The 21,421-nt window shown below is 61.7% G+C and carries 25 protein-coding genes; 16 read left to right on the top strand and 9 right to left on the bottom strand.

Translation table 11 applies throughout. The annotated features are described in order from the left end of the window. The first annotated feature begins 2 nt into the window (after positions 1 to 2). Genes phnH through phnP form a run of 9 tightly spaced genes read left to right on the top strand, consistent with a single transcriptional unit; the run spans position 3 to position 7,130 of the window. Positions 3 to 584 (top strand): phosphonate C-P lyase system protein PhnH, encoded by a 582-nt coding sequence (gene phnH, locus ACRAWE_RS18880; protein WP_312425629.1) that lies wholly within the window; start codon positions 3 to 5, stop codon positions 582 to 584. Further along, complete coding sequence (locus tag ACRAWE_RS18875; RefSeq protein WP_156866154.1) at positions 584 to 1,669, top strand: carbon-phosphorus lyase complex subunit PhnI; 1,086 nt, start codon at positions 584 to 586, stop codon at positions 1,667 to 1,669. Before phnH ends, ACRAWE_RS18875 begins: the two co-directional genes overlap by 1 nt. Next, complete coding sequence (locus ACRAWE_RS18870) at positions 1,662 to 2,522, top strand: alpha-D-ribose 1-methylphosphonate 5-phosphate C-P-lyase PhnJ (RefSeq protein ID WP_432525734.1); 861 nt, start codon at positions 1,662 to 1,664, stop codon at positions 2,520 to 2,522. Before ACRAWE_RS18875 ends, ACRAWE_RS18870 begins: the two co-directional genes overlap by 8 nt. After that, entirely contained in the window at positions 2,522 to 3,310 is a 789-nt protein-coding gene (gene phnK, locus ACRAWE_RS18865) for a phosphonate C-P lyase system protein PhnK (RefSeq protein ID WP_019453318.1), read from the top strand. The genes ACRAWE_RS18870 and phnK overlap by 1 nt, the downstream gene beginning before the upstream one ends. Before the next feature lie 16 nt (positions 3,311 to 3,326). Beyond that, on the top strand, positions 3,327 to 4,031 hold the full coding sequence (phnL, locus tag ACRAWE_RS18860) for a phosphonate C-P lyase system protein PhnL (RefSeq protein WP_432525733.1): 705 nt from the start codon (positions 3,327 to 3,329) through the stop codon (positions 4,029 to 4,031). Continuing rightward, on the top strand, positions 4,031 to 5,167 hold the full coding sequence (gene phnM, locus ACRAWE_RS18855; protein ID WP_004933428.1) for an alpha-D-ribose 1-methylphosphonate 5-triphosphate diphosphatase: 1,137 nt from the start codon (positions 4,031 to 4,033) through the stop codon (positions 5,165 to 5,167). Before phnL ends, phnM begins: the two co-directional genes overlap by 1 nt. After that, positions 5,167 to 5,736, top strand: a complete 570-nt coding sequence (gene phnN / locus ACRAWE_RS18850; protein WP_074055390.1) for a ribose 1,5-bisphosphokinase — start codon at positions 5,167 to 5,169, stop codon at positions 5,734 to 5,736. Before phnM ends, phnN begins: the two co-directional genes overlap by 1 nt. Next, the gene (locus ACRAWE_RS18845; protein WP_015376431.1) at positions 5,733 to 6,335 is read left to right on the top strand and encodes a DapH/DapD/GlmU-related protein; all 603 of its coding nucleotides are present in this window, start codon (positions 5,733 to 5,735) and stop codon (positions 6,333 to 6,335) included. The genes phnN and ACRAWE_RS18845 overlap by 4 nt, the downstream gene beginning before the upstream one ends. A gap of 12 nt (positions 6,336 to 6,347) precedes the next feature. Next, positions 6,348 to 7,130: a phosphonate metabolism protein PhnP gene (gene phnP, locus ACRAWE_RS18840; RefSeq protein WP_432525731.1), complete on the top strand. Its 783-nt coding sequence runs from the start codon at positions 6,348 to 6,350 to the stop codon at positions 7,128 to 7,130. On the opposite strand, the gene ACRAWE_RS18835 is transcribed toward phnP, so the two are convergent. Both ACRAWE_RS18835 and ACRAWE_RS18830 read right to left on the bottom strand, forming a co-directional pair. Next, positions 7,087 to 7,719: an NAD(P)H-binding protein gene (locus tag ACRAWE_RS18835; RefSeq protein WP_198635740.1), complete on the bottom strand. Its 633-nt coding sequence runs from the start codon at positions 7,717 to 7,719 to the stop codon at positions 7,087 to 7,089. The genes phnP and ACRAWE_RS18835 overlap by 44 nt on opposite strands. 30 nt (positions 7,720 to 7,749) lie before the next feature. Then, positions 7,750 to 8,190 carry a YhbP family protein gene (locus tag ACRAWE_RS18830; RefSeq protein ID WP_015376428.1) on the bottom strand — a complete coding sequence of 147 codons (441 nt, stop codon included), beginning with the start codon at positions 8,188 to 8,190 and terminating at the stop codon, positions 7,750 to 7,752. Between the two features lie 433 nt (positions 8,191 to 8,623). Here ACRAWE_RS18830 and speFL point away from each other — a divergent pair, with 433 nt between their 5' ends. The 4 genes from speFL (at position 8,624) to ACRAWE_RS18810 (ending at position 12,935) form a co-directional block, all read left to right on the top strand. After that, entirely contained in the window at positions 8,624 to 8,728 is a 105-nt protein-coding gene (gene speFL, locus ACRAWE_RS18825; RefSeq protein WP_004933443.1) for a leader peptide SpeFL, read from the top strand. Between the two features lie 273 nt (positions 8,729 to 9,001). Further along, positions 9,002 to 11,164 carry an ornithine decarboxylase SpeF gene (gene speF, locus ACRAWE_RS18820; RefSeq protein WP_432525729.1) on the top strand — a complete coding sequence of 721 codons (2,163 nt, stop codon included), beginning with the start codon at positions 9,002 to 9,004 and terminating at the stop codon, positions 11,162 to 11,164. A gap of 62 nt (positions 11,165 to 11,226) precedes the next feature. Further along, the gene (gene potE / locus ACRAWE_RS18815; protein WP_025159595.1) at positions 11,227 to 12,543 is read left to right on the top strand and encodes a putrescine-ornithine antiporter; all 1,317 of its coding nucleotides are present in this window, start codon (positions 11,227 to 11,229) and stop codon (positions 12,541 to 12,543) included. A gap of 86 nt (positions 12,544 to 12,629) precedes the next feature. Beyond that, on the top strand, positions 12,630 to 12,935 hold the full coding sequence (locus ACRAWE_RS18810; RefSeq protein ID WP_139291246.1) for a GIY-YIG nuclease family protein: 306 nt from the start codon (positions 12,630 to 12,632) through the stop codon (positions 12,933 to 12,935). Here ACRAWE_RS18810 and ACRAWE_RS18805 read toward each other — a convergent pair. Both ACRAWE_RS18805 and ubiT read right to left on the bottom strand, forming a co-directional pair. Next, positions 12,922 to 13,425, bottom strand: coding sequence for a GNAT family N-acetyltransferase (locus ACRAWE_RS18805; RefSeq protein WP_432525728.1), 504 nt, complete (start codon positions 13,423 to 13,425; stop codon positions 12,922 to 12,924). The two genes, ACRAWE_RS18810 and ACRAWE_RS18805, sit on opposite strands and share 14 nt — an antisense overlap. Further along, complete coding sequence (ubiT, locus tag ACRAWE_RS18800; protein WP_025159594.1) at positions 13,419 to 13,940, bottom strand: ubiquinone anaerobic biosynthesis accessory factor UbiT; 522 nt, start codon at positions 13,938 to 13,940, stop codon at positions 13,419 to 13,421. Before ubiT ends, ACRAWE_RS18805 begins: the two co-directional genes overlap by 7 nt. A gap of 258 nt (positions 13,941 to 14,198) precedes the next feature. On the opposite strand from ubiT, the gene ubiU reads away from it, so the two are divergent. Both ubiU and ACRAWE_RS18790 read left to right on the top strand, forming a co-directional pair. Then, the gene (gene ubiU, locus ACRAWE_RS18795; protein ID WP_432525727.1) at positions 14,199 to 15,194 is read left to right on the top strand and encodes a ubiquinone anaerobic biosynthesis protein UbiU; all 996 of its coding nucleotides are present in this window, start codon (positions 14,199 to 14,201) and stop codon (positions 15,192 to 15,194) included. Between the two features lie 11 nt (positions 15,195 to 15,205). Beyond that, positions 15,206 to 16,084 (top strand): U32 family peptidase, encoded by an 879-nt coding sequence (locus tag ACRAWE_RS18790; protein WP_432525726.1) that lies wholly within the window; start codon positions 15,206 to 15,208, stop codon positions 16,082 to 16,084. A 37-nt stretch (positions 16,085 to 16,121) separates the two neighbouring features. On the opposite strand, the gene ACRAWE_RS18785 is transcribed toward ACRAWE_RS18790, so the two are convergent. The 5 genes from ACRAWE_RS18785 to ACRAWE_RS18765 all read right to left on the bottom strand — a co-directional run bounded on the left by ACRAWE_RS18785 (position 16,122) and on the right by ACRAWE_RS18765 (position 20,157). Next, on the bottom strand, positions 16,122 to 16,349 hold the full coding sequence (locus ACRAWE_RS18785) for a hypothetical protein (protein WP_432525724.1): 228 nt from the start codon (positions 16,347 to 16,349) through the stop codon (positions 16,122 to 16,124). A gap of 42 nt (positions 16,350 to 16,391) precedes the next feature. After that, positions 16,392 to 16,766, bottom strand: a complete 375-nt coding sequence (locus ACRAWE_RS18780) for a hypothetical protein (protein ID WP_432525722.1) — start codon at positions 16,764 to 16,766, stop codon at positions 16,392 to 16,394. A gap of 147 nt (positions 16,767 to 16,913) precedes the next feature. Then, complete coding sequence (locus ACRAWE_RS18775; RefSeq protein ID WP_432525720.1) at positions 16,914 to 18,053, bottom strand: ABC transporter permease; 1,140 nt, start codon at positions 18,051 to 18,053, stop codon at positions 16,914 to 16,916. Then, positions 18,050 to 19,204, bottom strand: coding sequence for an ABC transporter permease (locus ACRAWE_RS18770; RefSeq protein ID WP_025159593.1), 1,155 nt, complete (start codon positions 19,202 to 19,204; stop codon positions 18,050 to 18,052). Before ACRAWE_RS18770 ends, ACRAWE_RS18775 begins: the two co-directional genes overlap by 4 nt. Continuing rightward, entirely contained in the window at positions 19,186 to 20,157 is a 972-nt protein-coding gene (locus ACRAWE_RS18765) for an HlyD family secretion protein (protein WP_019453332.1), read from the bottom strand. Before ACRAWE_RS18765 ends, ACRAWE_RS18770 begins: the two co-directional genes overlap by 19 nt. Before the next feature lie 230 nt (positions 20,158 to 20,387). Between ACRAWE_RS18765 and ACRAWE_RS18760 the strand changes: the two genes are divergently transcribed. Beyond that, entirely contained in the window at positions 20,388 to 21,401 is a 1,014-nt protein-coding gene (locus ACRAWE_RS18760; protein ID WP_211129596.1) for a luciferase-like monooxygenase, read from the top strand. The last annotated feature ends 20 nt before the right edge of the window (positions 21,402 to 21,421 follow it).

The following is a 21,421-nucleotide window of genomic DNA, read 5'->3' as shown; positions in this document are numbered from 1 at the left end:
CCATGAGTTTATTGACCGGTTTTGAGCAACCGATAGACCAATCGCAGCACGCTTTCCGTTTGATTCTTAAAGCCTTGAGCGAACCGGGCTACCGGGTGACGCTGCCGAACGGCCCGGCCTGGGCGCCGCTGAACGCCGCCAGCACCGCCGCGCTGCTGACGCTGGCCGATCAGGAAACGCCGCTGCAGCTGTGCGCTGCGCTCAATAGTGAGCAAGTGCTAACCAACATTCGTTTTCACAGCGGCGCGCCGCTGGCCGCCACGGCGCAGGAGGTCTGCTTTGCCCTGTTCGATGAGCACGTTAAGGCCGCCGATCTGCAGGTGTTGCCGCACGGCACTGAAATCTCGCCGGAATGCGGCACTACGGTCATCGTGCAGCTCGGCGAGCTGGAAAACGGCACCGCGCTGCGCCTGAGCGGCCCCGGCATCGAGAGCCAACGCCTGATCGCGCCGCGCCTGCCGCCGGCGCTGCTGGATTACCTGGTCAACCGCCCGCAGCGCTTCCCGCTGGGGCTGGATATTTTGCTGACCTGCGGCGATCGCCTGCTGGCGATCCCGCGGACCACCCGCGTGGAGGTGTGCTGATGTACGTAGCGGTAAAAGGGGGCGAAAAAGCCATTGAGGCCGCCCATCAGCTGCAGGAACAGCTGCGGCGCGGCGACGAGGCGCTTCCGGCGATCGGCGCGGAACAAATCGAACAGCAGCTGGGGCTGGCAGTGGATCGGGTGATGACCGAAGGCGGCATCTACGATCGCGAGCTGGCGGCGCTGGCCATCAAACAGGCCAGCGGCGATCTGGTGGAGGCGATTTTCCTGCTGCGCGCCTATCGCACCACCCTGCCGCGCCTGGCGGTCAGCGAGCCGCTGGCCAGCGAAAACATGCGGCTGGAGCGGCGCATCTCGGCGGTTTACAAGGACTTGCCCGGCGGGCAGGTGCTGGGGCCGACCTACGACTACACCCACCGGCTGCTGGACTTCGCGCTGCTGGCGGAAGGCGAAGCGCCGCGCGCGCCGCAGGCCGACGAACCGCTGCCGGACAACTGCAGCCACGTGTTCGATCTGTTGTGTCGCCAGCAGCTGGCGCGGGAGGAACAGGACGACGGCAGCACACCGGACGACATCACCCGCAACCCGCCGGTTTACCCCTGCTCGCGCTCGGCGCGCCTGCAGCAGCTGGTGCGTGGCGACGAAGGCTTCCTGCTGGCGCTCGGCTACGCCACCCAGCGCGGCTACGGCCGCAACCACCCGTTCGCCGGCGAGATCCGCACCGGCCACGTTTCGGTGGAGATCGTGCCTGAAGAGCTCGGTTTTGCCATCGATATCGGCGAGATCCTGCTGACCGAGTGCGAAATGGTCAACGGCTTCGTCGATCCCAAGGACCATCCGCCGCACTTCACCCGCGGTTACGGGCTGGTGTTCGGCCGCGCCGAACGCAAAGCGATGGCGATGGCGCTGGTGGACCGCGCATTGCAAAGCCCCGACTACGGCGAAGGCGTCGCCGGCCCGGCGCAGGACGAAGAGTTCGTGCTGGCCCACGCCGACAACGTCGAGGCCGCCGGCTTCGTCTCCCATCTCAAGCTGCCGCACTACGTCGACTTCCAGGCCGAACTGGAGCTGCTCAAGCGGCTGCGACAGGAATACAGCGAGCGTCAGGAGGCCCGCGATGAGTGAAGTATTGACCGGCTATAACCTCGGTTATCTGGACGAGCAGACCAAGCGCATGATCCGCCGCGCCATCCTGAAGGCGGTGGCGCTCCCCGGCTATCAGGTGCCGTTCGGCGGCCGCGAGATGCCGATGCCCTACGGCTGGGGCACCGGCGGCATTCAGCTCACCGCCAGCGTCATCGGCCGCGCCGACGTGTTGAAGGTGATCGACCAGGGCGCCGACGATACCACCAACGCGGTGTCGATCCGCCGCTTCTTCCAGCGCGTCGCCGGGGTGGAAACCACCGAACGCACGCCGGAGGCCACGCTGATCCAAACCCGTCACCGCATTCCGGAAACCGCGCTGCGCGAAGACCAGATCCTGATCTATCAGGTGCCGATCCCGGAGCCGCTGCGCTTTATCGAACCGCGCGAAACCGAGACCCGCAAAATGCACGCGCTGGAGGAGTACGGCGTGATGCAGGTGAAGCTGTATGAGGACATCGCGCGCTACGGCCATATCGCCACCACCTACGCCTACCCGGTGAAGGTCAACGATCGCTACGTGATGGATCCGTCACCGATCCCGAAATTCGACAACCCGAAAATGCACATGATGCCGGCGCTGCAGCTGTTCGGCGCCGGGCGCGAGAAACGCATCTACGCCCTGCCGCCATTCACCAAGGTGGAGAGCCTGGACTTCGACGATCATCCGTTCAGCGTGCAGCAGTGGGACGAACCCTGCGCGCTGTGCGGCTCGCGCCACAGCTACCTGGACGAGGTGGTGCTCGACGATCGGGGCAACCGCATGTTCGTCTGTTCGGACACCGACTACTGCCGGCAGCAGCTGGCGCAATCTTCGCAAGAGGCGCAGCACTGATGACTTCCACCCCTTTGAGCACCACCCCGCTGCTGTCGGTGAACCAGCTCACCCACCTGTACGCCCCCGGCAAGGGCTTCAGCGACGTGTCGTTCGACATCTACCCCGGTGAAGTGCTGGGCATCGTCGGCGAATCCGGCTCCGGCAAAACCACGCTGCTGAAATCGATCTCGGCGCGGCTGGCGCCGCAGCACGGGCAGATCCTTTACCGCCCGCAGGCGGACCAGGAGCACGACCTGTACGCCATGGCGGAGAGCGATCGCCGCCGCCTGCTGCGCACCGACTGGGGCGTGGTGCATCAGCATCCGCTCGACGGGCTACGGCCGCAGGTCTCCGCCGGCGGCAACATAGGCGAGCGGCTGATGGCTATCGGCCAGCGCCACTATGGCGACATTCGCCGCCAGGCCGGCCAGTGGCTGGAGGACGTCGAGATCCCGCTGTCGCGCCTCGACGATCTACCGACCACCTTCTCCGGCGGCATGCAGCAGCGGCTGCAGATCGCCCGCAACCTGGTCACCCACCCCAAGCTGGTGTTTATGGACGAGCCGACCGGCGGGCTGGACGTGTCGGTGCAGGCGCGCCTGCTCGATCTGCTGCGCAACCTGGTGGTGGAGATGCAGCTGGCGGCGGTGATCGTCACCCACGATCTTGGCGTGGCGCGGCTGCTGGCCCACCGCCTGCTGGTGATGAAACAGGGCGAAGTGGTGGAGAGCGGCCTGACCGATCGGGTGCTGGACGATCCGCACCACCCCTACACCCAGCTGCTGGTTTCTTCGGTACTGTCGTAACCCAAGGCGATAACAGATGACTATGCAAATCCGAGTTGAACATCTCAGTAAAACCTTTGTGCTGCATCAGCAATACGGCACCCGCCTGCCGGTGCTGCACGACGCCAATCTGACGGTCCACGGCGGCGAATGCGTGGTGCTGCACGGCCACTCCGGCAGCGGCAAATCCACCCTGCTGCGCTCGCTGTACGCCAACTACCTGCCGGACAGCGGCCATATCTGGATCAACCATCAGGGCGACTGGCTGGACATGGTCAGTGCCGACGCGCGCCAGATTCTGGCGGTGCGCCGCCATACGCTGGGCTGGGTCAGCCAGTTCCTGCGGGTGATCCCACGCATCAGCGCGCTGGAGGTGGTGATGCAGCCGCTGCTGGAACAGGGCGTCGAGCGCTCCGAGTGCCGTGAACGCGCCGAAGCGCTGCTCGCTGCGCTCAACGTGCCGCAGCGCCTGTGGCCGCTGGCGCCGTCCACCTTCTCCGGCGGCGAACAGCAGCGGGTGAACATCGCGCGCGGCTTTATCGTCGATTACCCCATTCTGTTGCTGGACGAACCGACCGCCTCGCTCGACAGCCGCAACAGCGCGGCGGTGGTGCAGCTTATCGAACGCGCCAAGGCGCGCGGCGCGGCGATCGTCGGCATTTTCCATGATGAAGGCGTCCGCCGACAGGTCGCCGACCGGCTTTATGACATGCAGGCGCCGCAGGCGCTGGAGGCCCTCTGATGATCGTCAATAACGTTAAGCTGGTGCTGGATGACCAGGTGGTGCAAGGCTCGCTGGAGATGCAGGACGGCGTGATCCGCAGCTTCGCCGACGGCCCAAGCCGGCTGCCGCAGGCGCTGGACGGCGACGGCGGCTGGCTGCTGCCGGGGCTGATCGAGCTGCATACCGACAACCTGGACAAGTTTTTCACCCCGCGCCCGAACGTCGACTGGCCGGCCCATTCGGCGATGAGCAGCCACGATGCGCTGATGGTGGCCAACGGCATCACCACGGTGCTGGACGCAGTGGCGATCGGCGACGTGCGCGACGGCGGCCACCGGCTGGAAAACCTGCAGAAGATGATCGACGCGGTGATCCACAGCCAGCGCGCCGGGGTGAACCGCGCTGAGCATCGGCTGCACCTGCGCTGCGAGCTGCCGCACGAGAGCACGCTGCCGCTGTTTGAACAGCTGATGGACAAGCCGGGCGTGTCGCTGGTGTCGCTGATGGACCACTCGCCGGGCCAGCGCCAGTTCGCCTCACGCGAAAAATACCGCGAATATTATCAGGGCAAATACCACCTCAACGACCAACAGATGAGCGAGTACGAGGAGCAGCAGGTCGCCCTGTCCGCCCGCTGGGCCGCACCGAACCGCGAGGCGATCGCCGCCCACTGCCGCGCGCGCCGCATCTCGCTGGCCAGCCATGACGACGCCACCGCCGCGCACGTGGCCGAATCCTGCGCGCTGGGCAGCGCGATTGCCGAGTTCCCCACCACCGAGGCGGCCGCCCGCGCCTCGCACCAGCAGGGCCTGCAGGTACTGATGGGCGCACCGAACATCGTGCGCGGCGGTTCCCACTCCGGCAACGTGGCGGCGCACCATCTGGCGGCGCTGGGCGTGCTGGACATTCTCTCTTCCGATTATTACCCGGCCAGCCTGCTGGACGCGGCGTTTCGCCTCGCAGCGGACGAGCGCAACGCCTACGATCTGCCCCAGGCGGTGCGCATGATCACCCGCAACCCGGCGCGGGCGCTGGATCTGCAGGATCGCGGCACCATCGCCGAAGGATTGCGGGCAGATCTGGTGCTGGCGCGGCCGCACGGCGAGCACGTTTATGTGCAGAACGTGTGGCGTCAGGGCAGGCAGGTGTTCTGATGGCGCGGCTCATCTATCTGATGGGGCCTTCCGGCGCAGGCAAGGACAGCCTGCTGGCCGCGCTGCGGGCCGACGCCGACCGCGCGCCGCTAGTGGCGCACCGTTATATCACCCGGCCGGCGGACGCCGGCTGCGAGAATCATATCGCGCTGAGCGAACCGGAATTTCTGCGCCGCCGCGCCAAGGGGCTGTTCGCGCTCGACTGGCAGGCCCACCAGCAGCGCTACGCGTTTGGGATCGAGGTGGATCTTTGGCTGCTGCAGGGGATCGACGTGGCGGTCAACGGTTCGCGCGCCCACCTGCCGCAGGCACAGCAGCGCTATGGGGCGCAGCTGCTGCCGGTGTGCCTGCAGGTCAGCGCCGCGATCCTGCGCCAGCGCCTGCAGGATCGCGGGCGAGAAGGCGCCGAGCAGATCGAGCAGCGGCTGGCGCGGGCGGCAGAATATCAGCAGAGCCTGCCCGCCGGCTGCCGGGTGCTGCACAACGACGGCCCACTCGACGACACCCTGGCGGCGCTGCTGGCGCTGCTGCCCACCACTACCCGACAAACTCAGGACGCGACGCCATGAACGACTTCGCCCAGCCGAAAATCGGCGACAACGTGACCCTTAACCGCACCCGGCTCGGTCAGTATGTGCACCTGGCCGACGATGCGATCCTGGAAGAGGTGGAGATGGGGGACTACTCCTACACCGCCGGGCACAACCAGATCTTTTACGCCACCATCGGCAAGTTCGTCTCCATCGCCTCCTATGCGCGCATCAATCCCGGCAACCACCCGACCTACCAGCGCATCGCGCAGCACCACTTCACCTACCGCGCTTCCGAATACGGGCTGGGGGAAGACGACGCGGCGTTCTTCGACTGGCGGCGCGAGCACCACGTCACCGTCGGCCACGACGTGTGGATCGGCCATAACGCCATCCTGATGCCGGGCGTCAGCGTCGGCAACGGCGCAGTGATCGGCAGCGCGGCGGTGGTCACCAAGGACGTGGAGCCCTACAGCATCGTCGCCGGCGTGGCGGCCAAAAAGATCGGCATGCGCTTTGACGACGCGTTGATAGAACGCATCGAACGCAGCCAGTGGTGGCACTGGGATCACGCTACGCTGCAGGCGCGGCTGGCGGATTTTCGCGACATCAACCGCTTTGCGCAGAAGTACCTTTAACGGAGGGGAGCAATGCAACTGACCTTTCTCGGCACCGGCGGCGCGCAGCAGGTGCCAGTGTTCGGCTGCGACTGCCCTATCTGCCAACGGGCGCGGCGCGAGCCGGCATTTCGGCGGCGAGCGTGCAGCGCCATGCTCAACTATCAGGGGGAAACGACCTTATTGGATGCGGGATTACCGGCTTTGGAGCGGCGATTTTCGGCGGGGCAAATTCAACGTTTTTTACTGACACATTACCACATGGATCACGTTCAGGGGTTATTTCCTTTGCGTTGGGGGTGCGGAAATTCCATTCCGGTATATGGCCCGCCGGATGAACAGGGCTGCGACGATCTGTTCAAACACCCCGGCATTCTGGCGTTTCAGCCGCCGCTGGCGCCCTTCGCCACCGTCGAACTGGGCGGCATGCGCATCACCCCGCTGCCGCTGCAACATTCCAAACTGACCCACGGCTATCTGATCCAGGCGGCGGGCGCTTCACTGGCCTACCTGACCGACACCGTCGGCCTGCCGCCGGCCACCGCCGACTATCTGCAGAACGTGGTACTGGATCTGCTGGTGCTCGATTGCAGCCTGCCGCCTCAGCCGCAGGCGCCGCGCAACCACAACGATCTGACCCGCGCGCAGGAGACGCAACGGTTGCTGCAGCCCAAACGCACGCTGCTGACGCACATCAGTCATCATCTCGATCGGTGGCTACTGGACCACGAACTGCCCGCCGGGCTGGAGCTGGCGTTCGATCACCTCAGCGTCAGCCTCGGTAGCAGTGCAGCCGATCCGACTCCAGCACCCTGACCCCTTCACCCGGCGTGAACGCCTGTTGCAGCAGCGTTTGCGCCACGTCTTTGGCGGCGACCGCCCGCCATTTGCCGGGCAACAGCCTGAACAGCGGCAGCGTGAGGCGCTCCATCAGGCGCGGCGCAGGGCGATCCCCCACCAGCATGGAAGGCCGCACCAGCGTCAGGCGCGGCCAGTGCTGTTCGCGCAGCGCCTGCTCCATCTCGCCTTTGGTGCGGTTATACAAGAAGGTGGAATCCGCATTGGCGCCCAATGCGCTCACCACCAGACAGTGCTGCGCCCCCAACCGGCGGCCGGTCAGCGCGCTCTCCACCACCAACTGGTAATCGACGTAGCGGAAGGCATCGGCGCTGCCCGCCGCCTGGCGGGTGGTGCCCAGGCAGCAGAAAACCAAATCGACCGGCTGTTGCAGGCTACTCAGCAACTCGAACAGCGCGTCGCCGACCGGATTGGTCAGCTTGCCGTGCGGCGGCAGCGGCGTGCGCGTCGGCGCCACGATGGCCGTTATCTGCGGATCGCTTTGCAACCGCTGCAACAACTCGCGCCCCACCAGCCCGGTTGCGCCGACTAACAGTGCTCGCGCCATGCGATCTCCCGTTGTAATCAATACGTCGACTTAAAGTATAGACCGCGCCCAGTGCAGCTTCTTGCCGAAGCCCAGGGTGTTGTCGGTCATCTTCACCTCGTGCAGATCCAGCCGCCAAACCGAGGCCTTCATCGCCCTGGCGATCGGGAAACGCTTGCAGTAACGCGCGCGCGCCGCCTCGGCTTCTTCGCCGCTCAGCAGCACCGCCTCGGCGCGGTACTGTACGCCGCGGATCAGCGCGATGCTTTTCGGTTTCGGCGCGATGGTACCGACCACCCGGCCGTTGTTCAGCATCAGCCCGCCGTGGCGGGTGTGCGGTTCGGTCATCAGCCACAGCGCCATCGTCGCGGCGTCGAACACGTAAAAACAATTGGCGCACCACATGTCGAGGCCGTCGCCGGCGCACAGCGTCAAGACGTGTTGCTTACCGATGAAATCCGCAATCTGCTGCCGTTGTTCTGGGGTATTCAAGGTCAATCGCCTCCCTGTTCACTCGCCTCATCTTACCCTGCGTTGTTGAAGCGAGTCACAAATAACGATAATCGCCAAAAAACAAAAATGAATATAAAAACACAGATAGTGAATTTTTATTTATTTGAGCATAAAGCAGGTTGATAACATAAATAACACAATACAGATTTATTTGATCGTTATGCAGCCGGTTATTTGACCGCTTTTTTTATTCCTTCCCGAGCGCCATTGAAATTAAGCGTTCAGGGCTCGCGAACATTAGCAATTCATTTACATGCCAACCTCTGCACCCGGATGATACTTATGCAACACATTGCATAACCGGTGAATAGTTATTTATCAAAACCGGCATTTATGTGATTCTCATCACGATTTTTAGCGAATCTTGCGCTAAAATAGCGCCATCTTTTCACTCAGCAAGGTGGATTAGAAAATGGAAAACAATAACCGAAAAATGGCACACATCAGGCGTACAACCCATATTATGATGATGGCTCATCGCAGCTGCTTTAGCTTCGCATTCTTCAACTACAGATAACCCTCCCCTTCGCTCTTACGCCGTTGATAAGAGTGTCTTTGCGTTTCACTTTATTCTCCGCACTCCGGTGATAATGTCTCTTTCTCGCTAACCGGGAAGGACACGCAATGCATTTTTAATTTCGGCCAAGCGCATCCAAGCCAAATAAAACAACGAACACAGTTAATGCCTTTCGGCATCACTGGGTTCTCGCACACCTTTATTTTCGTGAAGGCGTTAACGGCAAATGGAATTATTTGCCGGCGGACTGCCTTTGCCTGAAGAATGAGAAAAATGAAAAAATTAAAAATTGCCGCCAACACCCAAACCCTCGGCTGCTTTGAAACTGAACGCGACATCGTCGATGTGCATCACAGCGATTTCAATGACGTCGCCGCCATCGTGCTGTCGGTAGACGACGTCGCGCAAGGCATGGTGACGCGCATCGAAGAACACGGCCTGAACATCCCGCTGTTCGTCGCCGTCTGCTGCGAAGAAGAGCTGGATAACGCCGTCTTGCCGGCGCTGCACGGCGTGTTTGAACTGTGCGGCAAGAATACCCAGTTCTACGGCAAACAGCTGGAGGCCGCCGCCGCCAAATATGAGAGCGAGCTGCTGCCGCCGTTCTTCAACACGCTGACGCAATACGTAGAAATGGGCAACGCCACCTTCGCCTGCCCCGGCCACCAGGGCGGCGAGTTCTTCCGCAAACACCCGGCGGGCCGCCAGTTCTTCGACTTCTACGGCGAAACACTTTTCCGCTCCGACATGTGTAACGCCGACGTCAAACTGGGCGATTTGTTGATCCACGAAGGCGCACCTTGCGCCGCACAGCAGCACGCCGCCAAGGTGTTCAACGCCGACAAGACCTACTTCGTGCTCAACGGCACCTCGGCCTCGAACAAGGTGGCGACCAACGCCCTGCTGACGCGCGGCGACCTGGTGCTGTTCGACCGCAACAACCATAAATCCAACCACCACGGCGCGTTGATCCAGGCCGGTGCCACACCGGTATATCTGGAAACCGCCCGTAACCCGTTCGGCTTTATCGGCGGCATCGACGCGCACTGCTTCGACGAACGCTACCTGCGCCAGCAGATCCGCGAAGTGGCGCCGGAACGCGCCAACGAGGCTCGCCCGTTCCGCCTGGCGATCATCCAGCTCGGCACCTACGACGGCACCATCTACAACGCCCGTCAGGTGGTCGACAAGATTGGCCACCTCTGCGACTACATCCTGTTCGACTCCGCCTGGGTGGGCTATGAGCAGTTCATTCCGATGATGAAAGACTGCTCGCCGCTGCTGCTGGAACTGAACGAAAACGATCCCGGCATCATCGTCACCCAGTCGGTACACAAACAGCAGGCCGGTTTCTCGCAGACCTCGCAGATCCACAAAAAAGACAAGCATATCAAGGGACAGAGCCGCTACTGCAACCACAAGCGCTTCAACAACGCCTTTATGCTGCACGCCTCCACCAGCCCGTTCTACCCGCTGTTTGCCGCGCTGGACGTCAACGCCAAGATGCACGAGGGCAAAAGCGGCCAGCGCCTGTGGCAGGAGTGCGTGCGCGTGGGCATCGAAGCGCGCAAAATGCTGCTGGATACCTGCACGATGATCAAACCGTTCGTGCCGGATCAGATCGACGGCAAGCCGTGGCAGGCCTATGACACCGCGGCGATGGCCAACGATCTGCGCTTCTTCAACTTCGTGCCCGGCGAGAAATGGCACGCCTTTGAAGGCTATGCCGAATCGCAGTATTTCGTCGATCCGTGCAAACTGCTGCTCACCACGCCGGGCATCGATACCGCGACCGGCAGCTACAGCGAGTTCGGCATCCCGGCGACCATTCTGGCCAACTACCTGCGCGAAAACGGCATCGTGCCGGAAAAATGCGATCTCAACTCGATCCTGTTCCTGCTGACGCCGGCGGAAGACATCGCCAAGATGCAGCACCTGGTAGCCCTGATCGCCCGCTTCGAGAAGCACATCGAGCAAAACTCCCTGCTCAGCGAGGTGCTGCCGGCAGTCTATAAAAACCACCAGCAGCGCTACAAAAACTACACCATCCGCCAGCTGTGCCAGGAAATGCACGACCTTTACGTCAGCTATGACGTTAAAGAACTGCAAAAAGAGATGTTCCGCAAAAGCTATTTCCCACGCGTGGTGATGAACCCGCAGGACGCCAATACCGAGTTCGTGCGCGGCAATGTGGAATTGGTGTCGCTGGCCAAGGCCGAGGGCCGCATCGCCGCCGAAGGCGCCCTGCCTTACCCACCAGGCGTGCTGTGCGTGGTGCCTGGTGAAATTTGGGGCGGCGCCGCTCAGCGTTATTTCCTGGCACTGGAAGAAGGCATCAACTTATTGCCGGGATTCGCACCGGAATTGCAGGGCGTTTATATCCAACAGGATGAGGACGGCTGGAACCGCGCTTACGGCTACGTCATGAAAAATTAATCACCTTACGGGGCGGCGATTATTCTCGTCGCCCGGATCGCATCCTAAAAGAGAAAATGATCATGAGTAAGTCCAATAATAAAATGGGGGTCGTGCAATTAACGATCCTGACCGCCGTGAATATGATGGGTTCCGGCATAATTATGCTGCCGACCAAGCTGGCCGAAGTGGGCACGATTTCGATCGTTTCCTGGCTGGTGACCGCCGTCGGCTCGATGGCGCTGGCCTACGCCTTCGCCAAATGCGGCATGTTCAGCCGTAAATCCGGCGGCATGGGCGGCTACGCCGAGTATGCCTTCGGTAAATCAGGCAACTTTATGGCGAACTACACCTACGGCGTTTCGTTGCTGATCGCCAACATCGCCATCGCCATTTCCGCCGTCGGCTATGGCACCGAGCTGTTTGGCGCTACGCTCAGCCCGCTCGGGATCTGCATCGCCACCATCGGCGTACTGTGGCTGGCGACCGTCGCCAACTTCGGCGGCGCGCGCATCACCGGCAAAATCAGCGGCATCACCGTCTGGGGCGTGATCATTCCGGTGGTGGGCATCTCGATCGTCGGCTGGTACTGGTTCAGCGGCAGCGCCTACGTCGCCGCCTGGAACCCGCATCAGGTGCCGACCTTCGAAGCCATCGGCGCCTCCATCTCAATGACCCTGTGGGCGTTCCTGGGGCTGGAATCCGCCTGCGCCAACACCGACGTGGTGGAAAACCCGGAGCGCAACGTGCCGATCGCCGTACTGGGCGGCACCCTCAGCGCGGCGGTGATCTATATCGTTTCGACCAACGTGATCGCCGGCATCGTGCCGAACATGGATCTGGCCAACTCCACCGCCCCATTCGGGCTGGCGTTCTCCCACATGTTCAACCCGACGGTCGGCAAGATCATCATGGCGCTGATGGTGATGTCCTGCGTCGGCTCGCTGCTCGGCTGGCAGTTCACCATCGCGCAGGTGTTCAAATCCTCCGCCGACAGCGGCTTCTTCCCGAAAATCTTCTCCAAGCTGAGCAAGGCCGATGCGCCGGTTAAAGGCATGCTGACCATCGTCGTCATCCAGAGCGGTTTGTCGCTGATGACCATCAGCCCGTCGTTGAACAAACAGTTCAACGTGCTGGTGAACCTGGCGGTGGTGACCAACATCATCCCGTACATCCTGTCGATGGCGGCGTTGGTCATTATTCAGAAAGTGGCGAAGGTGCCGGACAACAAGGCGCGCATCGCCAATATCATCGCCGGCATCGGCGCGCTGTACAGCTTCTACGCGCTCTACAGCTCCGGTGAAGAAGCGATGATGTGGGGCGCCATCGCCACCTTCCTCGGCTGGACGCTGTACGGCATCGTTTCGCCGCGCTTCGAGCTGGCGGGAAAAAAGGGGTAAAGCGGTAAGGCACCGGCGGCCGGGGATGGGATTGTGATGGCGAACATGCCATCATACGCCGACCCTGGCCACCAAAACGGCGTACGATGACCGACACCTCCCCCACTCCCTGGCACCTCTATATGCTGCGTTTACCGAGCGGCATGCTGTATACCGGCATCACCACCGACGTGGCGCGCCGCCTGGCGCAGCATCAGGCCGGCAAAGGCGCCAAGGCGCTGCGCGGCAAAGGGGAGCTGACGCTGGCGTTTCACTGCCAGGTGGGGGATCGCTCAACGGCGCTGAAGCTGGAATACCGCGTCAAACAGCTGAGCAAAATACAAAAAGAGCGGCTGGTGAATCACCCGCCGCTGTCGCTTGAGTATTTGTTGCCGGTGGTTAAAAGCGATTAAACGGCGCCGAAAAAGCCACTTCGCCGCTGACGCCATTCAGGGCGTCTTCCGCCAGCGGATACACCTGGAACGCGTTTTCCGTGCCCGGCCAGCGGCAGTTCAGGCCATAGGCGGCGGCCGGTTTAAAGCCGAAGCGGCCGTAGTAGGCCGGATCGCCCAGCACCACCACCGCGGCATAGCTGAATTCGTTCAGCGAATCCAAGCCTTCGTACACCAGCTTTTCAGCCAGCCCCTGACGGCGCAGGCTTTCGTCTACCACCAGCGGCGCCAGCGCCACCCATTGGCGGTCTTCGCCGGCCACGTCCACCGGGCTGAACGCGGCGTAACCCACTACGCCACCTTCGTCGTCAGTGGCGACCACGCCCAGCGTCAGCAGGCCGTCTTCGCGCAGCTGCTGCACCAGTTCGGCTTCGTCGTCGCGGCCAAAGGCGCGGCGCAGCAAGGCATCGATGCCCGCCGCATCTACCGGGATCTCTACGCGGATCAGCATGATACCGCCACACGGGAAGCCGACGCCGTGCCCTCCTGCAGCCCTGCTTCGACAAAATCAGCCAACTGCAGCAGCCCCATGCGCAGCGGCGCAGGCATGCTTTCCAGCTCGATGGCGTCCATCAAATTTTTCACATACAGGCCCAATTCGGTATCCCCTTCAATCTGCAGCCGACGCTGAAAGAACAGCGTATCCGGATCTTGCTTGCGCGCCGCGATCAGGATCAGATCGTTGGCGTCGCCGCTGAAGCTGACGTCCGCTTCGGCGTGCTGGCTGACTACCAGTTTGTCGTTTTCTACCGTCATAAACCAGTGTAGAGCCAGATCGCGAACTTCGATCTTCAACCAGCGCGATTCGAGAAATTCCAGATCGCCATCCGCCAACGCCTGGCGGAACTGCCAGCTCAGCACCTGCTGCAGCAGTTGGCGCTGCAGAGCGAACGGCGTGAATTTCAGCGGGACGCGCAGCAGCGACGGCCCCTGGCGCACAAGGCGTGCTCGTAGTTGTTCCAACACGGTCATCCACTCCTTTCAATACGGACTACCGCTATTTTGCCACACTGGCGCGCGGCTTCAGCGGTCTATATCAACAAATAGTGCATTTCACCGCCATGTTTATCAATACGCCATAAGCTGCCCCAAATCAAAACCTGTGTGTGCCCCTTTGCCTAAAATGGCCTCCCCAAATCGCGTTTGCCGGCGGAACACCGCCGTCGGCAACCTTTAAAGACAGCGTGCGCCCGGCCGGGCGTACGGCTAAGCCAGGATAAATCTATGGAGCTGCTTTGTCCCGCCGGCAACCTGCCGGCCCTGAAGGCCGCGGTGGATAACGGCGCCGACGCCGTTTACATCGGTCTGAAAGACGATACCAACGCGCGCCACTTCGCCGGCCTCAACTTCACCGAGAAAAAGCTGCAGGAAGCGGTTGATTACGTGCATCGCCACGGCCGCAAACTGCATATCGCCATCAACACCTTCGCCCATCCCGACGGCTACGCCCGCTGGCAGCGCGCGGTGGATATGGCGGCCCAACTGGGCGCCGACGCGCTGATTCTGGCGGATCTGGCGATGCTGGAATACGCCGCCCAGCGCTACCCGCAGCTGGAGCGCCACGTTTCGGTGCAGGCTTCCGCCACCAACGAGGAGGCGATCCGTTTTTACCAGCGCAACTTCGAGGTGGGCCGGGTGGTGCTGCCGCGCGTGCTGTCGATGCATCAGGTGAAACAGCTGGCGCGCACCAGCCCGGTGCCGCTGGAAGTGTTTGCCTTCGGCAGCCTGTGCATCATGGCCGAGGGGCGCTGCTATCTCTCTTCCTACCTGACCGGCGAGTCGCCGAACACCGTCGGTGCCTGCTCGCCAGCGCGTTTCGTGCGCTGGCAGCAAACCCCGCAGGGTATGGAGTCGCGCCTGAACGACGTGCTGATCGATCGTTACCAGGACCATGAAAACGCCGGTTACCCGACGCTGTGCAAGGGCCGCTATCTGGTGGACGACGTGCGCTACCACGCGCTGGAAGAACCCACCAGCCTCAATACGCTGGAGCTGCTGCCGGAGCTGCTGGCCGCCAACATCGCCTCGGTGAAGATCGAAGGCCGCCAGCGTAGCCCGGCTTACGTCAGCCAGGTGGCACGCGTCTGGCGCCAGGCGATCGACCGCTGCCAGGCCAATCCCACCGCCTACCGCGCCGACGCCGCCTGGATGGAGACGCTGGGCGCGATGTCAGAAGGCACCCAGACCACGCTGGGCGCCTATCACCGCAAATGGCAGTAGCCGGAGGAAACATGAAATACGCACTGGGGCCGGTACTCTACTACTGGCCGAAAACCGACATCGCGGCGTTCTATCAACAGGCGGCGGAGAGCAGCGCCGACATCATTTACCTCGGCGAGAGCGTCTGCACCAAACGGCGCGAGATGAAGGTCGGCGATTGGCTGGCGCTGGCGCGCGACATAGCCCGCAGCGGCAAGCAGGTGGTGATCTCCACGCTGGCGCTGCTGCAGGCGCCGTCCGAGCTGAATGAGCTGAAACGCTATGTGGAGAACGGCGAGTTCCTGCTTGAAGCCAACGATCTGGGCGCGGTGAACATGGCGGCGGAACGCGGTTTGCCGTTCGTCGCCGGCCATGCACTGAACTGCTACAACGCCTATACCCTGCGCCTGCTGCGCCGCCAGGGCATGGTGCGCTGGTGCATGCCGGTCGAGCTGTCGCGCGACTGGCTGGCCAACCTGCTGACGCAGTGCGACGAGCTGGGCTTCCGCCACGACTTCGAGGTGGAGGTGCTGAGCTACGGCCACCTGCCGCTGGCCTATTCGGCGCGCTGCTTCACCGCCCGCTCGGAGAACCGCGGCAAGGACGAGTGCGAAACCTGCTGCATCAAATATCCGCAGGGCCGCATGATGCGCTCCCAGGAGCAACAGCAGGTGTTCGTGCTCAACGGCATCCAGACCATGAGCGGCTACTGCTACAACCTCGGCAACGAGCTGCCGAGCATGCAGGGGTTGGTGGACATCGTGCGGCTATCGCCGCAGGGCACCGAGACGCTGGCGCAAATCGACGCCTTCCGCGCCAACGAGCACGGCGAGCAGCCGCTGGCCTTGACCGATCACGCCGACTGCAACGGCTACTGGCGCCGCGTGGCGGGGTTGGAGTTGGTGTCTTAGCAAAGACCATGCCGGCGGCGGACGCTGCCGGCATGGTTTATTTATCAAGAGGAGTGCGATTATTCCCACCGTGGAACCACTGGAATAAGCTTACCCCCATCAGACAGCAGCTTCTGATACCAAAATATGTGAAAACCGCAATGGCTGCATCTGCCAAATGTTCTCCGTATGAAATAATATGCAGTGAGGAAAACGAAATAAGAAACATGCTCAATGTTAAGGCCACCATATTGCAAAGCAGGTTGACCAGACGTTTATTGGCCATTATTCAAGCCTCTATTTTGATGCCCCAAAAACGACACTCACATCACCGGCGACACTGCCCATTAATACTATTGGCATTTTTATTCCCCCCCAAAGCACCATCGTTATTCTTATTGTTTCTTGCTGGGCTGTTATCTGCGCAAGAAACTGCCCCCATCAAGCCGCCGGCAACTGCCATGCCTATCATCCCTGGCGGGCCGCCGGAAAAACCGGTAAATGCGCCAATGATAATGCCCATTCTAACCTGATTGGCACAAGAGTTTGGTGCACCTCTGCTTGGGCTGTCACGATCGCCGCCGTTATGCCCATCGCCACAACCGCCAATCAGTTTCATCTCGTCAAATGTAAGCGTTCTTATTGTTGACATATTATTCCATCCTTTAAATAACACGTTACAGATAAAATTAACGCCGACCATTAATTCCCTAAATCTATCGGCAATTATAATTACCAAAGGAAAGATAAAAAATCAAAAAAAAACCAGCAACCAACTAAACAAAACAAATTAAATACATCGATAATATGAAATAATAAAGGCGCCGAAAATGGCGCCTTTATTTATCCCCTACACTCGCCGCTTCCTGAACATCCCGCGCAGCGCCACGCTGTTGCGCAAGAAACCCACGCCGAAGCCCAGCAGGGTATAGACCACGCCGAGTATCAACATCATCACCACGTCGCCCCACACTTCATTCAGCGACAGCCCCATCTGGTTGACGCCGGCGATCGCCTTGGTGCCCCAGGTGGAGGGAATGCTGTACGAAATGGCGCGCACCCAAGCCGGCATCGACTGCAGCGGCCAGATGGTGCCGGACAGGTAGAAGATCGGCGTGGTGATGAACGCCAGCGTCAGGTAGATCATCTCGACGCTGCGCAGGCACTCGGTTACCAGCTTGCCCAGCCCCAATACCGCCAGCAGGAACGGGAAGGTCAGCAGCAGCAGTTCGGCGATGTTCGCCGTCTGCCGATAGCCCAAGACCCACGGCCACAGCACGAACAGCACGATCGACAGGAACAGCCAGATCGGCAGCAGCGCCGTCAGCCCGCCGAGGTGCGCCGCCAGCGGCGCCTTGCCGCCGGGCATGCTCTTCATGGCGATATTGACGCGGATACAGGCGATCAGCAGCGAGTGCTGCAACAGCATCACCAGCAGGCCGGGGAAGATGATCGCCGCGAAGCTGATGCCGGGGTTGAACACGTCCAGCGTTTGTCCCAGTATCGGCGTCAGCAATATCTGCGCCTGCCGTTCGCTGAAGCCGCTGCGCAGCAGCAGCCCGTTGTTGTACTCCGTCAGCAGCTGCTGGTAGGCCGCCACCACGTCCTGTTGGATCTGGCCGTTAGCCAGGCGGTTGGTGGCGTCACCGTACATCGGCACCACGATGTTCTGCCCGCTGAGAATTTTCTTCTCCAGATCCACCGGCATGATGAGCACCGCAAACAGCTTGCGCCAGCCGAGATCGCGCTGCGCCTGCTCCAGGCTGTCGTAAGTTTCAATGGCGATCTTGGAGGTGGCGTCCAGTTGGCGGATCAGCTGGCGGCTGGCGGCGCTGTGATCCTGATCGATCACCCCCACCGGCAGATCCCACACCGTGCGGTTGGCGTACACCATGCTCATGATACACAGCGACAGGATCAGCATCAGCCACACCGGCCGCTCCAGCATGCCGAGCAGCACCTTAACGAAGGTTTGCCAATAAAGCTTCATCCGGCGTTCCCCTCTTTTGCCAGCCGCGCCGGCAGGCGGTTGCGCACCAGCAGCGCGGCCACCAGCGGATAGACCGCCAGCAGCGCGCACACGCTGAAGATGGCGCTAGCGTGCACCTGGCGCAGGAACACGTCGAACATCGCGTACAGCGCGTGGGTCAACGGTTCGATGTTGGAAATGATGCGCGCCGGCAGCGGCATCGACAGCTCAGGCACCGCCATGCCGGAGAAAGTCATTGCGATACTGACCAAAATACCGATCAGGCTGTACGCGGTGATGGTGCTGCCGGTAAAGGTATACAGCAGCAGGCCGATGCTCTGCGCCGCCATCACGTAGAACAGGCCGATCATCAGCATAAACAGCGGATTGCCGCTGACGCGGGCGTCAAAGATGCCCACCAGCGCCGCGATCTCCACCATCAGCAGGGTGGTGAAACACAGCGTGTAGGGCGCCAGCTTGCCGAGCAGCGCCAGGCTGAACGGCTTGGCCTGCAGCAGCGACTTGCTGCGCGCCAGCACGTAGATCATACAGGTCACCACGAACAGCTGCAGCAGGTGGATAGTGGCGGCGAACTGTTGGTAGTAGATATAGCTGCCGCTGGCGTTGAACAGGCTGCCGTAGGAGAGCGTCACGTCCGCCAGCGGCGGCAGCGATTTGCCCATCTCGGTGGCGATGATGCTGCGGGTGCTGGCGTTGATTTCGTTCATCAGGCCGCCGAAGTCCTGGGTGGAGTACAGCCCGGCGCCGTAGAACAGCGCGTTGTAGTACATCACCACGCTCGGCTGCTTGCCCGACAGCGCGTTGGCCTCAAAGTCCGGCGGGATGTACAGCAACGCGTAATCCTGTGCGCTGCGCAGGCGGTTCAGCGACTCCGGCAATCCGCCGCCGTAAGCCTCGACGTGGGCGTGCGAACCCGCATCCAGCCGGCGCGTCAGCGATTTGGACAGCGGGCTGTGATCGCTATCCACCACCGAGACCGGCAGATCGAGCAGCGTGCCTTCGGAGAAGTTGCTGCTGATCAGCACAAACAGGATCAGCGGAAAGATCCAGCTCAGCCAGTGCACCACCGGGCTGCGAAAGGCGACGCGGCACTCTTTGTCGAACGCGTGACTGAAGCAGCGCCAGCCGGCCCTTACTCTTTCCATTGCCATAAGGTGCTCATCCCCGGACGCAGGCCGTCCACCGGCTGTGACGGATACAGGCGCACTTCGAAGGTTTTCAGGTCGAAGTCGCCGGTGGCGCGGGTGGCGCGTTTAGTGGCGTAATCCCCCAGCGGCGCGATGTAGCGCACCTCGGTGTCGATCATTTTGTCCTTCAGCGCCGGCACCCGCAGCTTGACCTTGTCGCCTTTGCGCACGTGGGCCAGGATGTCTTCGCGCAGGTTAAACACGAAGTAAGCGTCCGGCACCCGGATCAGCGTCACCAGCGGGCTGCCGGCGTTCAGCAGTTCACCCACTTCGGCCGGGATCGGCCCCACTTCGCCATCCACCGGCGCTTTTACCTGCAGGTCGTCGGTCTGCGCCTGGATCTGCAGCAGGTTCTCTTCCGCCGCCCGCAGCGCCGCCGCATATTGTTGCCGCAGCTCGACGCGATCGCCGTTGATGCCTTCATCCAGATTGGCTTTGGCCGCCTGTACCTGTTGGAAGGCGGTGTCGCGCGCGCGGCGCGAAGCGTCCAGCTCGGACTTCGAGATATAGCCTTTGCCGGCCACGCTCAGGTTGCGATTGTAGTCATTTTGCGCATTGCGGTACTGCGCTTCGGCCTGCGCCAGGTTGGCGCGCAGGTTGCGGATACTCTCTTCACGGGTGCCGTTCAGCGACTGGTCGAGCTGCGCCTTGGCTTCGTCGCGCGTCGCCTGTGCGGAACGCAGTTGCGCTATCAGTTCAGGGCTGTCGAGCTGGATGATCAGCTGACCGCTTTTCACGTCGTCGCCGCGCTCAATCAGGCGTTCAACCACCCGGCCTTTCGCTTTGGAAGCGACGATCACTTCAGGCGCATCCACTTCACCCTGCAGCAACAAATCCTGGTTGTGCGCGCGGAACAGGATCGCCAATGCGATCGCCACCATCATCAGCAATAGGGTAAACAACGTCTTTTTTTTCATTATGTCAGTTCCCGGAACGGTAAGCGGCGGGCGAGTATCATCATTTCCATATTTCAAATTGCTCCAAAAAACACCATTGCTCTCATGAGGATATCACAAGCACATATCTCCTCTTTTATAACTATAAATTGGATTATGCTTTTAACACTAAAAAGCATCATTTTCGGCTTTTTGGTATGCAGACCTCTGCAATCGCCCTTTAAGCGATCCACTCTCTGATGGACGATGCCATGACTGAAAACACTGCCGTACCGCTGTCGGTACTGGATTTATCGCCAATCCCGCAAGGGGCCAAAGCGCGCGACGCTTTCCACTGTTCGCTGGATCTGGCGCAACACGCCGAACGCTGGGGCTACCAGCGCTACTGGCTGGCCGAGCACCACAACATGACCGGCATCGGCAGCGCCGCCACCTCGGTGCTGCTGGGCTATCTGGCCGCCGGCACCCAAAGCATTCGCCTCGGCTCCGGCGGCGTAATGCTGCCGAACCATGCGCCGCTGGTGATCGCCGAGCAGTTCGGCACGCTGGAATCGCTCTACCCCGGCCGCATCGATCTGGGGCTGGGCCGCGCGCCTGGCACCGATCAGCGCACCATGATGGCCTTGCGCCGCCACCTGTCCGGCGACGTGGATACCTTCCCGCGCGACGTGCAGGAACTGCAAAACTACTTCTGCGATGCGCAGCCCGGCCAGCCGGTGCAGGCGGTGCCGGGCCAGGGGCTGCATGTGCCGCTCTGGCTGCTCGGCTCCAGCCTCTACAGCGCGCAGCTGGCGGCACAGCTCGGCCTGCCGTTCGCCTTCGCTTCGCACTTCGCCCCGGATATGCTGTTCCAGGCGCTGCAGCTGTACCGCGAGAACTTCAAACCCTCCAAACAGCTGGCGCAACCGCACTCCATGGTGTGCGTCAACGTGATCGCCGCCGACAGCGACCGCGACGCGCGCTTCCTGTTCAGCTCGATGCAACAGCAGTTCATCAATCTGCGCCGCGGTTCGCCCGGCCCGCTGCCGCCGCCGGTGGATAACATCCACGCGCTGTGGACCGCAGGTGAGCAATACGGCGTCGAGCAGGCGCTGCGGATGTCGATCGTCGGCGACGAAAATACGGTGCGCCACGGGCTGCAAACGCTGCTGCGTGAAACCGATGCTGACGAGATCATGGTCAACGGCCAGATTTTCGATCATCAGGCGCGGCTGCGTTCGTTCGAGATTGTCGCCGGGGTAAAAGGCGACATCGTGAAGGGCTAAAAAGCGAAAAGGCGGTGGAA

The organism is Serratia sp. BFP-2025 (genome assembly GCF_050880365.1).
Taxonomy (GTDB): Bacteria; Pseudomonadota; Gammaproteobacteria; order Enterobacterales; family Enterobacteriaceae; genus Serratia; species Serratia surfactantfaciens.
Note: the sequence above shows the minus strand (reverse complement) of the source record. Positions and strands in the feature narration are given on the sequence as shown.